The sequence below is a fragment of the Acinetobacter sp. F9 genome (assembly GCF_019195275.1).
Lineage (GTDB): Bacteria > Pseudomonadota > Gammaproteobacteria > Pseudomonadales > Moraxellaceae > Acinetobacter > Acinetobacter pseudolwoffii.
This window is the reverse complement of sequence record NZ_CP078068.1, coordinates 2,672,500-2,686,002: the sequence shown is the minus strand read 5'-3', so window position 1 is coordinate 2,686,002 and position 13,503 is coordinate 2,672,500. Positions and strand designations below refer to the sequence as shown.

Sequence of the window (13,503 nt, the reverse complement as noted above, 5' to 3'; positions counted from 1 at the left end):
TTTATTTTTAGATAAGCTAAAAGTTTAATTGATTAGCTATGCTTCACAAAAATAGCTAAAGGTTCCAATTTTCCCGAAGATATATCCCAGGATTTTTAAAAATGTCGAATCAGTTTTTAGATTTAATTACTAAACGCCGTACTATTTATGCCATTGGCAAGAATATTGAACAATCTCCTGAACGTTTAACTGATTTAATTCAAACTGCAATTAAACAAAGTCCATCTGCTTTTAATTCCCAGTCTTCACGCGCCGTCATTTTATTCAACACAGAACATGAAAAGTTTTGGGGCATCGTTGCAGATAAATTAAAAAGTTATGCAAAAGATGAAGCAAGTGCAGCAAAAACCACTGCTAAAATGGCCAGCTTTGCTGCTGGTGTAGGTACGGTATTATTCTTTGAAGATCAAACAGTGGTACAAGCGTTGCAGGAGCAATTCCCGTCTTATGCGGATAACTTCCCTGTCTGGGCAGAGCATTCTACTGCGATTGCGCAATTTGCCACATGGACAGCATTACATACTGAAGGCCTAGGTGCATCTTTACAGCATTATAATCCGATCGTAGATGAGCAGGTGCATGCTGAGTGGGACATTCCAGCCAACTGGAAGCTTCGCGCACAGCTGGTCTTTGGTTCAATCGAAGGCGAAACACATGCCAAAGATTATCTTGCGGACGAAGAGCGTTTTAAAATTTTCAAATAAGCCTGAAATTCATATCTGCGCTTAAACAATTTTAAGCGCAGATATTTTAACATCTCGACGAAATCCTCATCAGCATTGCTAAAATTCAGTTAAAATAGCGTGCTAATGCAAATAAATGAGTAATATCGAATGTCGAAAAACACGCAAAATCTATCACCTTTACAAGAACTGATCGCAGAGCAAAAGTTACTTTGTGAAGAAGTAGGCTCAGCTTATGTTGAAGTCACGGGTGATGATGTTGTTGCTGTGGCCGTACATACCTTAAAGCAGGATCCGATAGTTGGTATTCGTAAAAAGCCTGAGACAGCGGAAAATATCAGCTGGTATATTTATGGCGGAGAACCTTCAAGTGAAGATGCTTTTGAAACGATGACCGTACGTGAATTACAGGACATCGCACCAGAAGTATTACCATATCTTGCTCTGGAAACAGGTTTTCGTTTCATGATTGATGCCGATGATTATGAAGATGTCTGGAAAGAAGAAATCTAAATGCTAAAAAAATCATCTTTCATTTGTGCAGGATTGTTATTCTTACTGAATAGCATGGTCTTTGCAGAACCACTTTCACAAAGTGCGTATGACCAGTTTATTTTAGAACAGACTAAAATCGTCAATGAAACCAAGCACATTTTAGATGAAGATGATCCAAAGGCCGATGCCAAAACCCAACGTCAGGCTTTTTGTAATCGACTGAAAGCCTATCAGGACATTCAAAAAGTTTCTGAAGAAAATAACAGTCTGGATATGGCGCCCATGATGGCTATGGTCGCCAAAAGTTTTCTTGATCGACAGGATCAGAGCCTGAGTAAATCAGGAATGACCACCACCGTATTCTGTAAAAATAGGGATGTTGAATAGGGCGAGTGGTACTTCTTCTAAGCACAGCTTTTCATCACGCATTAATGAAAATAAAGAGAATATTATTATTTTAATCTTGGCTGGATTTTGATCAAAAAATATCATATTAAATAAGATGCATCTATCTGTAGGGTTTTTGTGAAGTTAAACTAAAGTATAAATATGATTGTTACTCATTATTCCGGGGATATATCCGGGAAATAAGAAAATTGATAAATATAATTTAATAATTAAACTTTAATATTTTTCTAAGCCTTGTCGAGAGATCTTTTAATACTGCATAATATTGTTGCTTGATCATGTCACACATAAGCATTATAGAAATGACTTCATAACGAATAAAGTAAATTTTGTCCTCATACATAAATGAATGGTATTCCAAGCAGGGTAGTAAAATTATATCTTATATTTATGCTACAAAACTAATCCTGTTGTATTTATAAAATAGCCTAAGTATTTTATATATTTTAGCGGCAAATATCCCTGTTAATTTATTACATGCTCTAAAACGAAAAAAGGAATGTATGTACAAATTTCTGTTATACAAAATAATGGGCTAACTTTGAAAAAGTAGTGGGATGGTAATCTATTTGTTCTAGTATCATCCTTATTCTGAAATTAAAAATAAAATATGGGTGCGATTTCTCTTAATCCCAAGGCTATTTTAAAAATGTATTAGATCGTCTTTTATATTGATGGGGCATTTTTCTTTAATTCAAATTAATAATTAAGCTTTGAACACTTTTAATCTGATGATGAATTTAGCCTAAGCAAATTGATCAACCTGCTACAAATAGCCTAAGTAAATTTTTATTTTAAAAATTTGGCAATTGATTAATTTTCAATATCAACCCACTATTAACAATTAAATCAAGAAATCACGGAATTCTCAAATGATCCTTAACTATCAATTACACCATCATGAAACTTCAACAGTATCTCCAATGATCTTTATTCATGGTTTATTTGGTAGTTTGAGTAATTTAGGAGTATTGGCTCGACATTTTTCTGAACAGAGAACCGTGATCCAAATTGATGTGCGTAATCATGGTCTTTCTGGTCATAGCTCTGATATTAACTATCAGCTCATGGCAGAAGATGTATTGGAAACTTTATCCAGTTTAAATGTTCATAAGTTTGTCGTTGTTGGACATTCTATGGGTGGGAAAATTGCTATGAAACTGGCAGATTTAGCTCGTGAACAGACTGAAAAACTCATCGTGCTTGATATTACACCGATCCAATATCATGAAAGTCATCATGCTGAAATTTTTAAAGCCTTATTTGCAGTACAGCAAGCAAATGTTGCTTCACGACTGGAAGCAGCAAAAATTATGCGTAAATATATTCATGAAGAAATGGTGATTCAATTTTTATTAAAATCCTTTAATAAAGGGCAGTGGCTGTTTAATGTTCAGGCTTTATTTGATCATTATCCAGATATTATGGCTTGGGAAAAGGTCGAAAAAATTAATCGGCCAGCCTTATTTCTGCGTGGTGGTGATTCTTTTTATATCTCAAAACCAGAACATTTTGCAGCAATTAATGAACAGTTTTCTCAGGCAAAAATCGAAGTTATTGAAAATACCGGTCATTGGCTACATGGTGAAAAACCAGATGAAGTCATTAAACACATGCAAGCCTTTCTTAATTAAGTAATATTTAAGGCTGTAATGTATATACCTGTAATTGACCTTCATGGATCAGTTGATGTGCCATCTCAGCAGTTTTCTTTAAACCGGGCATACGATATTCAGTATGTCCGAAATCTTTAATGGATTTCCAGCGGCCGCCCCAGGTCAAACCTACCGATTCAGCGACCTGACCATATAACTCATAACCGCGCATGGCCCAGGGATCACGTTCTGTAATGACTACTTTGCCATGCCGTTTAAAGGCAATATCTGCAGCCAATCCAAATTGATGATAACTCTGAAAGCCTTTGGCTTTGGTAATATTACTATCGGCTGCCAACGAATTTTGCCGTTCCGGACTCCGATAGCCTTCAAGTAAAACCAGCTCATAATCATGCTGTTCTTTCATGATTTTAAATACCATCAGTAAACGTTGCTTAAATCGTGGATTCATCTTATGCCATTTACGGTCTGCTGTACTGATATCTGAATGCGTATGCATTGCTGGTCTATAAATATCTTCAAGATTTGAATTAAAGCTTTGTGCTGAAATAGCCGGATGATCTGGAAAATGCTCTTGTTGAAGGGCTTCTATAATGAGGTGGTCAGCAACTTCAGGCGGAGCCGTCAACATTTGCCCATCCAAAAGAGCATAAATTTGTGGATCAACTTTCCTTAAATATTCAGATTCAAATTTTCTGGCAGTTAAGGGCTGGGTAAAAGCGAGTAGCAAAATACTGCCAAATAATATTAATCCGGTAATCAAAATCCACCACTGCTGCACATACCAATGAGAATGCAGATGTTCAGGCGAGGCTGCCCGATAAAATTTACGTGAAAAATGTATTGCTTGAGTCAATTGCTGTTTACTTTGCGGAATGAATCTGAGAAAAACAGCCTGTATCCTTCGTCTAAATTCATAGGACAGCAGGGCGAACATTACCAAACTCATTAGGGTGAAGCTACTCAATATGATAAAAATCATAAGTGAAATACTTGATCTAATTAAGATTCCAACTAAGTCTTTTCTTAAGCGATATAAATTGTACAACGGCGCAATTCTTTGCAAAGATTGCATTCAATTTTTTTGAAGTAAATACTTTTAAGTTTTTATTTTTATGAGCTTTCATGGTATTGATCTGAAAAATTTAATTAGGGTAAATGAATTGTAATATAAGCTTGCTCAGCAGGAGCGCTAATCAGATTCTGATATTGAGTAAAAATAGTTGTTTGTTCTGTCGATAAAGCATATTTAAAAGCGACAAAGCTGAATACTGCAAATAAAAACAGGAAAATTAGAATCCAGAAAAATGGTAATTCTCGATGAATTATATGTCTGATTTGATCGGGAAGCGCGGAAAAAGGAGAAAAGGTCGTTTTCTTGACTTTGAGATAATCAATCTGATCTCCGACTCGAGCCACCAAACTATTCAAATGTTCAATCGATTCAATCCGGTATTTTCCCTGAAAGCCTAATAATAGACAGTAATGATAAACCTCTAATACTGCCAGTCGATCCTTGTCTTTATGACGGATGTTTTCCAGATATTCAAAGAACTGATAGCCAGCCAGTTGTGAACCAAACAGACTTAATTGCAACGGGCTCAACATCCAGGAATTCTGCAAATCAAAAAAGCGCTCATCCTGTTGTGTGACAATCGTTTCGTCCAGTAAAGCACAATAGGCATATTTGGCATCTTGAATATCTTCAGCTAAAAATTGTACCTTACGTGCCTGGCTTTCAAATCGGCTGAGCATCTGCAAAACTTTCTCACGGAATAATTCTATATCAGCAGGTATGTATTTATTTTTTATAAGAAAAATGATATAAAAACCATCATGCAGTAAATCTAGCAAACTTGCCCCGTATGAGATATTGGTTTCGATAGATTGTCTTGCTATATCGCCGATTCCGTTCTGATCCTCTTCAAACAGTGAAGAAGGATTATTTGTGATTGTATTCATTTGAATATTCATCCATTCATAACCGCAATGAGTTCAATCGCAATATCCTGAAACCCATTCGGGATATAAACACAAATTGCTTCTGAATCCAGCATACGCTGATACAGTTCATTATTTGGTTCGATCTCAAAATAATGAACACCGGATCGCACCGGAATTGCCGTAGGAACCTGCATAAGATGCTGCACTGGCACAGCAGGCAAAGCTGCAATTACACGTTGTTCAACATCGATGGTACTGCCGACCTTAAAACGGACCGGAACATGCGCAATCAGATTATGCGCTGGCATTACGCTACTCGATACAGCCAGATATAACCTGGTATTTCGGCTGATTTTGTCTGTTTCCAGACTCCCAATCCAATAGGATGGACGTGTTTCTTTTAAACTGATACTGATATAGCGATTCGAGATAATCGTATCGAGTAAATCTCTGAGAATAATATCCAGCTGATTAAAGCTTTCGTAAAGTTGATGGTGTTGATACTGTGGCAGTTGATCAATCTCATAAGCAGTCGAGAAGGTGAGTAAAGATCCAGTAAGTCGTAGCAGTTCCGCATATAGTCGCTCCGGATGAATTTGCGGATACTGCAAAATATGGTTCAAGCTTGCATGGGCTGTATTTAAGGCATTTACCAGCCAGAAAGAGACAATATCTCCCGAGCGAAATTCAATCAATTTCTGTTCATTTTCACGATTATTGGATTGAATCGTCTTAATTTTGGCTCGAATGATATTTAAGCTTCGCTTTAAATTGTCTAGCAGATATTCACATGCCTGGATATGTAGAATGGGAGGAATAAACTTATGATTGAGAATAAAATTCCCTGAACTTTGTCTCTTGATTTGAGCAACCGGGATATATAAATAGCCATCCAGATGCTGTTGAGGTATTTGTCCGAGTTCAAATAGCTTAAATTCAGCACGACGGCGTAACAGGGTGATTTCTGCAGTCGTTGCATCGGTAAATAAGTCGTGGGTTGAAATTAACTGCGAGTGATAGCGGCCAGCCTGAGTACTTTCGGCATGACTTACATTTTGTTTATTGGGTTGTAGCATCGGTAAAGCCAAATAAACCTGCATCTCTCCATGCAGGTTTAAAGCATCCAGTTGCACGGGTTCCGGTAATAAATCCTGTGCTGGTGCCTGATAAATTTCACCATCCTGATTTCTAAAGATTTTCAGTTGTTTTATCAGATTGTACGCTCGCGAGACGATCTGCAGAACCGGTCGCTGCTAGATGAGTATATGCAGTCCATGGCCAAGGTTCGAAGCCGTTTCAATGATTTAAAAAGTTCTGGCGATATTGGTCCTGCCAGCATGATCTTAGTCAAACAAACCATTGATGAGCAGAACTCTATCTTCAATATTACACAGAAATTTGTCGATGAAAAAATGTCGGTGGGAAGCAATGAGCTGGATCAACAGCTGATTAAAAAATTATTGAGTGTGCCGCTGACACGTTCCTTTGAAAGCCTGATGATTCCGGCCCAGGCTGAAATGAATAAATTATGGCAGATACAGGCCTATCAACCATTTAGTGGAAATTTGGCACAAAAATATCCGTTTAGCAGTCAGGCCAGTTTGCAGGCAAGCTCTCAGGAAATTAATCAGATTTTTGGTGAAAATGGCAGTATTGCACGTTTTGTCAAAGAGCATCTGGATCCTCTGGTGATCCGTCGCGGCTATAGTCTGACTTCAAAAACCTGGCAAAATTTAGGCATTAGTCTAAATCCTGCCTTTATTGCAAGTTTTCAAAATTATGTCGCACCGGTACATGGTCTGGCGACTGGAGAGTTAAACCATACCAATTCAAAAACCGTGAACTTCAATCAATCTAATTTTCAGTTTTATCCCTTAGAACAGTCTCATTTATTAGCGTATACCATTGATATTGACGGACAAAGAATGCTATTTGAAAATGGTGTTCAACAATGGGTGAATTTTATCTGGCCAAATCCTGGCACCATTCCGGGCGCGCGAATCACAGTAATCGATCTGGAAGGGAAGACCCATACCATATTTGATGAACCAGGTGAATATGGCATCAACCGCATGATTGATAATGCACAACGTACTCAAAAAGGCAATATTTTTGAAATGGTGTGGCGCAGCAAAGATTATCCTGAACTATTTGTGAAGACCCATTTCCGGCTGGTGAGTGGTAATAATTCAAGTTCTATCGGAGGTCAGCCAAATTATAGCAATTTGCAACTGGTAGATCAGATCGTCTCGAATAAATCGGTACGTGTGGTCGCTGCACAGCGTACTGCGGTGTCTGGACAAATAAATCAAACATCTATGCTTCCGGTAGGAAAAACAGGAGCGACGACGCCATGATCTTTTTAATCCAAAATAAATAAATAAATAAATAAATGTCAGATGAGCTTAACTCACGATATTAAACTATAAAAAACACATGGGGTAGAAACCTGAAATGAAAATAAAAAAAACCTGCTTAAAATTGAATTATATAAATAAAATCATAATTTTATTATCTATATGTTTAGGCGGCGGCGTACAGGCCCAATCCATTATTGTTGAAGGTGTTGTACCGAATGACAGCACACAACAGGAAATTTTGAATAAACTCTATGCAACTTATGGCCAGAAAAATGTGATAAATCGCATTCAGATCCGTCAAGTGACAGCACCAATTGGATGGTCGAATGCGGTAAATAAGGTGATTAATGATGATCTTAAAAAGGTAAAACAAGGTAAATTAACGGTCAAAGGGTCTAATATTCAGTTGATTGGTAAGGTTTTGAATCTTCATGAAATGGATATCACTACTAAAAAGTTTCAAGGTTTAATACCAGCAAATTATCATTTAAATGCACAGCTCACTGTAAATCAGGCAGAACAGCAGATTATTGATGCGGTATTAAAGAATCGCATTGTTGAGTTTGAATCTGGTAGTGCGGTACTGGCAGCGTCCGGTGCAAAGATTCTGGATGAAATGGTCATAGCTTTAAATAAGGTGAGCGGAAAGAAGGTACGGATTATTGGACATACTGATAGTTCCGGTGATGCCAACAAAAATATAGTACTGAGTCAACAGCGCGCAGAAGCCGTAAAGAATTATTTAATCAGTAAAAATATAGCAGCTGAAAATTTAAGTGTTGATGGTTTAGGATCAACTCAACCTATAGCTGATAATTTAACAGCTGAAGGTCGTAAGAAAAATCGCAGGATTGAATTTGAAGTGCTTTAAAGCTTAGGTTGCTTGAGCAACATATCTATTTGTGGCTTACAGATTGATTTCGTATAATGTATATTATGTTAAATATAATACACCTAACATTAACTTCATATTTGTACTTCTCTTACCTCATATCAATAACTTATACAAATAAAACTCCTAATCACAAATATGATATGTTGACCTAAATTTTAGTTCATAAAGTTCACTATGTTTGAAGTCAAAAGTATCCAGTTAGAACAAAAGATATCTAATGAGAACGAAATCAAATTATTGTTTGATACTGAATCGACATTCCCATGCTTATTCCCATTATTGTTTAGCTTGAGAGTGATACGTTTTCAAAGCTTATCTACGCAATATTCTGATTTGATGGCACTAAAAGATTGGTATATATTTTGGTATAAAAAATACTCTATTTCTTTCTGCGAATTTTTCTATTCTTCAAACTATAATTTTGAACTTGTTTACGACGAAATTGATAGTTTTATCATTTACCTAGAAAATAATAATGACATAAGTGATGTCACATACTTAGGAGGAAATCGTAAAGTCAGTTATATAAATATTAGCAACAAGATTCGCTCTTTCTTGAAATTTTATACTTATCTTATGGATGACTATCTGACTGTAAAGAAACACCCTCATCTAGATAGAAAAGAAATAGAAAAAATTAAATTAAATATTAAAAAACATATCGATATTAAGAAAAAGATTCTTAGGAAATCCACTAAAACCATACATGGTGAAAAGAAGTATCTGTTTAAAAGTATGACAAATGAAATGGTTAAAGTTCTTTATGAGACTATAGCACCTAGCAGTTCTGACAATACTAATGCTTTTAATCCATTTAAAAATAGACCAACTCAATTTAGGAATTTCCTAATAATTCATTTAATGCTCAATTATGGACTTCGAGTCGGTGAGCTGATGTTGCTGACCGTAAATTCTATTAAAAAGTCTATATTGAATGACTCTTATAGTTTAATTATTACCAATACTGATGATGAACATGATGACAGACGGAGAAAACCTAAAATTAAAAATGAGTTTTCATATCGAGTAATAACACTACAAGAAAGAGATTATAGGTTTATAAATATTTATATAAAAGAAATTCGCAGTGATATTAATTCTGATATCTTATTCACATCATTAAAACCACCCTACTCTTCATTGAGTTATTCTAGTGTTAATAAAATTTTTACAATCTTGGATAAAAAAATTAAACATAGAATACCGCATCACTTTGATAATAAAGCTTTTGATTCAATAAATGGCATTACACCGCATGTATGTAGACATACATGGGCATATTTAATGTTAAATTATTCATTTAAAAAATATGAGAATATGGATAAACTAGGAAATTCGATTAATAATATAGGTCAAAATTCTTTGAATAAAGCACAAGATGATTTACGTGTGCTTGGAGGTTGGTCTCCTGCGAGTTTAATGCCTATCTACTACGGGAAGAGGTTTCTCGTAGAAAGAGCAAATATCTCAAATCTTGAAAGAATTATTGAAATGAGTGCTATTTTTGAAAAAAACACTTAAAAAACAACTTGATATTGAGTTTGAGTCTTCGGTTAATGAAAAGTTTTTTAATATATTCTCATCTGAAGATTTAAATTCTATTGATAATTTAAAGATACCTCCAATTCTTAAATTTAATCTTGCTTCTAAATTTGATACTAAATTTATTGGTACTAAACATGATATTTGGGAATTTTTTTATTCTGGGAATAAGATTCATTTAAATTTTGATTGTTTTGACTTCTATGAAAAGAAAATTTTGAAATTTTTCTTGGTTTTTTTTGTACAGGTTAACACTCCTTCTAGGCTTAATTCTAAATTGGATTCATTTAAATATGCTATAAGATATTTTAAAAATAATAAATTAAATTTTAACTTCGATAGTTTTAAAATATTATTAAATCATTTATCTAAAACAGATAAAAATCATTTTTATTATGATTTAAAATTTTTAGTTAAATTACTTTTTTTGGAAAATTTTTCTGGATTTAATATTGATAAAGAGTATGAACTTGATTTTTTGGAACGTCCTAAATCATTCAACTCAGAATTATATTATCAAGAATATGAGGATCGGATTGACTACCCTCTTAAAACTATGATTCAACAAGGATTTTCTAACATTAATAGTAATTTGGTAAATCAGGCTGAGAGCATCACTAATGATCAACTCTTAAATTCAGCGATGCTAGGTCTAGTTTATGTATCAGGGCTTAGACCCGTCCAATTGGCTAAATTATCTGTTAATGATTTAAAGCAGGATACTATCCGCAAAAGTGATAATTTTTGTCGTTATAGCGTCCTTATTCCTTATGCAAAGCAAGCTCGTTATGTTCATGAAAAAATTGCTATAAAATTACCCGAAGAAATTGCTGACATTCTTATCGCTTACATTAAAAGATACAACCTTAGTGGTGATCAAAAAATGTTCGACATGGGTGACAATGCTTCTCGTTTTTGCCAACACTCGATTAATAAACAATTATTTGATTTTTCTCCAAAGCAATACAAAGAAGCAGTTCTATCTGGTGAGATGATTCAACAGAAATATTCTTACTCAGATTTCAGACATCATGTTGGTTACAGCCTTGCAATAAGTGGGGCTACTGCAGAAGAAATTGCTTATATTTTAGGACATTCATCGGTTGTAACGGCTAGACACTATATTTTTTCCACACCTGAAATGGCACAAATTAGAGCTAAGGCATTAGGAAGAAACTCTTTATATCAACAAATGATTGCCATGCTATTGACGGGTCGGTTGGTCTATACAAAAGATTGGTCCCACAAAAAAGTATTAGGCAACATAGGGGCAGAAATTCACTACGATATTGGTGGTTGCTCCTATTCAGATAACTGTTTATATCAACCTGTGAGAAATTGCTACGGTTGCATGTATTTCCACCCTTTCATCGATGCTGATCATGAAAAAGTTCTTCGTAGTATTCAAAACGAAATAAATTCCTTGATTAAATTATCTGATGGAATTGGTCTAGCTAGGAACCCGGTGATTAGAATTCATGAAACTACAAAGTTTGAAATTGAATCAGTGATATTACGCTGTAATGTTTGTAAGGAATCAGATCATGATTTCTAAAAATTATCAAGAATTTATTAAGGAACAAAAACAGTATTTCTTAGAAAATATTCAACCAACATTTAAAAATACTTGGGATGAATCATTATGGGTTGGAGGTGCGGTTGGATCTGGATGGTTATTATCAAGATCAGGTAAAACTTATTTAAATTTTGGGGTTATCAAAAGGATAAAGGGAATTAATGATATTGAGATAAATGAAGCATTTCAATACTTTATGAAATCAGTTATTGTTTTAAGTTATCGTCAATCCAATAAAAGTGCTTCGCCACAAAAATTGTATGCAGAAATGCTAGTTCTTAAACGTTGGTACAGCGCATTAGTTCAACGTACTCAAAATCACCATGCATGTTCATTAACAACGGAAATTCTAAATATCGCTTTTGATTGTTTATTTGAGAATTCAAGTAAAACAAATCTTCCAGACCATGCAGGAAGTTTTATGCGTATACAAAATATGATAAATCATTATGGTTTTACAGAATCACAGCTTGAATTTGTACATGATTTAAAATATCTCAACAAGCAAAATAGAACACCAAATGCAAAGAAAACAAAAGCTTTAATTGATCAACTTGAGCTAGATGAAGATGATCTCGAAAGTGATAAATTAGTGTCAATTCAAACTTTTATTAATATTGTAGCTCTCAGTAGTCTATGTCAAACAACCAGTGAAAAAATAGCACTTAATTTTCTGTTGCTATTGATTATTACGGGCTTTCGTTCAACTGAAGCTATATTATTAAAAAAAAATGCGTTAATAAAAAAGAAAATTATAGATCCGATTACACAAGAACATTTAAATTTAGATGGTATCGCACAATATTCAATAGGTATTCGATATCATGGTGCCAAAGGTGCTGGTGAGCGTATTCATTGGTTAGAGCCTCTCGCAGGTAAATTAGCAGAAATAATTTTTGATACTGTACAACAACTTACAGAAGGATATCGTGCTCAAATTCAATATATCAAATCAAAGAGAATGATTGATTTTCTCCCATTAGAATTAGATAACATCCCAGGAAATGAAGTTGTTTTAGAAGATTTAATCAATACGATATTTAAGGTAAGAAAAATTAGTGACTATAAATATAGGATTAATTACAGAGCAATAATTTTGCCGTCAGTTAAGAAAATTCCTGTACTAAAGGAAATTAAAATTGGTAAAAAAGTAAATACTTATTATCTAAAGAAAGATATTAATGATTACATAAAGTCTTTGACACCCAATTTTACATCTAGCTCACCATTTGTTCATGTTCTTAATGAAAATGGTTTGAATGAGGAAATTTTATACGAGGATTTACTTTTTTTGCATGAATACAAGTCATTGAATTTTAGTAGAAAGTTTAGCCATAAATCTAATATAATTCCATTCACATGTACTATAATAAATAATTTCTTGGGGGGTGGTCAAAATTTATCTGTATTTGAGAAATATTATCTCAAGGAAAATGATACTGAATATTCAAAATTGTCTACACATATCCCAAGGCATAATATTAACACGTTCCTTGCTTTATCTGGACTATCAGAGCATTTACAAGCTTTACTTATGGGGCGTGTAGATATTAAGCAAAATCAATACTATCAACATGTAGCAATTAAACAGAGAAAAATTGCAGCTAGTTTGTTGGACAAACATGAATTAATACTCTCCACACACAAAGAAAATTATCTGCCTTCTAATCCTGTAGAATCAATTAAGCAAGATGGTTATATGTATTTTTCAAAATATCTAGATTTAGAAAGTAATTTAAAAATGAATTTACAATCTTTTGATAATAAAAATGAGATCTCAGAACACATTAAACACTCTTTCTTTGAAGATCTATTTTCTGATATTACTGACGCCTTTAATGAATTAAGTAATTCAGATCTTCCAAAAGCAGACTCATTAGTCGAAAGACATGCTTACTTACACCCTTTACAATTTGGAGGTTGCATGCGTGATGTTACAGTACACGATTGTCCAAAACGTATGGCATGTCAATCAGGTAATAAA

At 34.3% G+C, this 13,503-nt stretch carries 10 protein-coding genes and 2 pseudogenes; 9 read left to right on the top strand and 3 right to left on the bottom strand.

Going from position 1 to position 13,503, the window contains the following annotated elements; all coding sequences use genetic code 11:
• Positions 1-101 precede the first annotated feature (101 nt).
• The 4 genes from KT990_RS12790 to KT990_RS12775 all read left to right on the top strand — a co-directional run bounded on the left by KT990_RS12790 (position 102) and on the right by KT990_RS12775 (position 3,220).
• Positions 102-704, top strand: a complete 603-nt coding sequence (locus KT990_RS12790; protein WP_005171034.1) for a nitroreductase family protein — start codon at positions 102-104, stop codon at positions 702-704.
• Positions 705-833: 129 nt separating this feature from the next.
• A complete protein-coding gene (locus KT990_RS12785; RefSeq protein ID WP_005171032.1) occupies positions 834-1,196 on the top strand; it encodes a hypothetical protein in 363 nt (120 codons plus the stop codon).
• Positions 1,197-1,565, top strand: coding sequence for a hypothetical protein (locus KT990_RS12780; RefSeq protein WP_005171030.1), 369 nt, complete (start codon positions 1,197-1,199; stop codon positions 1,563-1,565).
• An 893-nt stretch (positions 1,566-2,458) separates the two neighbouring features.
• Entirely contained in the window at positions 2,459-3,220 is a 762-nt protein-coding gene (locus KT990_RS12775; protein ID WP_100357166.1) for an alpha/beta fold hydrolase, read from the top strand.
• 7 nt (positions 3,221-3,227) lie between these two features.
• On the opposite strand, the gene KT990_RS12770 is transcribed toward KT990_RS12775, so the two are convergent.
• From KT990_RS12770 to tssK, 3 genes and pseudogenes are all read right to left on the bottom strand, one after another.
• On the bottom strand, positions 3,228-4,184 hold the full coding sequence (locus KT990_RS12770; protein ID WP_218208887.1) for a M15 family metallopeptidase: 957 nt from the start codon (positions 4,182-4,184) through the stop codon (positions 3,228-3,230).
• 167 nt (positions 4,185-4,351) lie between these two features.
• Positions 4,352-5,164: a type IVB secretion system protein IcmH/DotU gene (icmH, locus tag KT990_RS12765; RefSeq protein ID WP_218209386.1), complete on the bottom strand. Its 813-nt coding sequence runs from the start codon at positions 5,162-5,164 to the stop codon at positions 4,352-4,354.
• Positions 5,165-5,172: 8 nt separating this feature from the next.
• A pseudogene (tssK, locus tag KT990_RS12760) lies at positions 5,173-6,330 on the bottom strand (type VI secretion system baseplate subunit TssK); the annotation flags it as partial.
• Here tssK and KT990_RS12755 point away from each other — a divergent pair.
• The 5 genes and pseudogenes from KT990_RS12755 to KT990_RS12735 all read left to right on the top strand — a co-directional run.
• Positions 6,328-7,503 (top strand): annotated as a pseudogene (locus KT990_RS12755) (type VI secretion IcmF C-terminal domain-containing protein); the annotation flags it as partial. The pseudogenes tssK and KT990_RS12755 sit on opposite strands and share 3 nt — an antisense overlap.
• A gap of 97 nt (positions 7,504-7,600) precedes the next feature.
• The gene (locus KT990_RS12750) at positions 7,601-8,377 is read left to right on the top strand and encodes an OmpA family protein (protein WP_074382802.1); all 777 of its coding nucleotides are present in this window, start codon (positions 7,601-7,603) and stop codon (positions 8,375-8,377) included.
• A gap of 198 nt (positions 8,378-8,575) precedes the next feature.
• Positions 8,576-9,922, top strand: coding sequence for a site-specific integrase (locus KT990_RS12745; RefSeq protein WP_218208886.1), 1,347 nt, complete (start codon positions 8,576-8,578; stop codon positions 9,920-9,922).
• Complete coding sequence (locus KT990_RS12740; protein WP_218208885.1) at positions 9,906-11,498, top strand: site-specific integrase; 1,593 nt, start codon at positions 9,906-9,908, stop codon at positions 11,496-11,498. The genes KT990_RS12745 and KT990_RS12740 overlap by 17 nt, the downstream gene beginning before the upstream one ends.
• Positions 11,488-13,503, top strand: a 2,016-nt coding sequence (locus KT990_RS12735; protein WP_218208884.1) for a hypothetical protein, incomplete at its 3' end; no start/stop codon positions are given. The genes KT990_RS12740 and KT990_RS12735, both read left to right, overlap by 11 nt.

Excerpts from the sequence above, each read along its gene's own strand:
- KT990_RS12790 (WP_005171034.1), top strand. The coding sequence starts at position 102 with ATGTCGAATCAGTTTTTAGATTTAATTACTAAACGCCGTACTATTTAT.
- KT990_RS12785 (WP_005171032.1), top strand. The coding sequence starts at position 834 with ATGTCGAAAAACACGCAAAATCTATCACCTTTACAAGAACTGATCGCA.
- KT990_RS12780 (WP_005171030.1), top strand. The coding sequence starts at position 1,197 with ATGCTAAAAAAATCATCTTTCATTTGTGCAGGATTGTTATTCTTACTG.
- KT990_RS12775 (WP_100357166.1), top strand. The coding sequence starts at position 2,459 with ATGATCCTTAACTATCAATTACACCATCATGAAACTTCAACAGTATCT.
- KT990_RS12770 (WP_218208887.1), bottom strand. The coding sequence starts at position 4,184 with ATGATTTTTATCATATTGAGTAGCTTCACCCTAATGAGTTTGGTAATG.
- icmH (WP_218209386.1), bottom strand. The coding sequence starts at position 5,164 with ATGAATACAATCACAAATAATCCTTCTTCACTGTTTGAAGAGGATCAG.
- KT990_RS12750 (WP_074382802.1), top strand. The coding sequence starts at position 7,601 with ATGAAAATAAAAAAAACCTGCTTAAAATTGAATTATATAAATAAAATC.
- KT990_RS12745 (WP_218208886.1), top strand. The coding sequence starts at position 8,576 with ATGTTTGAAGTCAAAAGTATCCAGTTAGAACAAAAGATATCTAATGAG.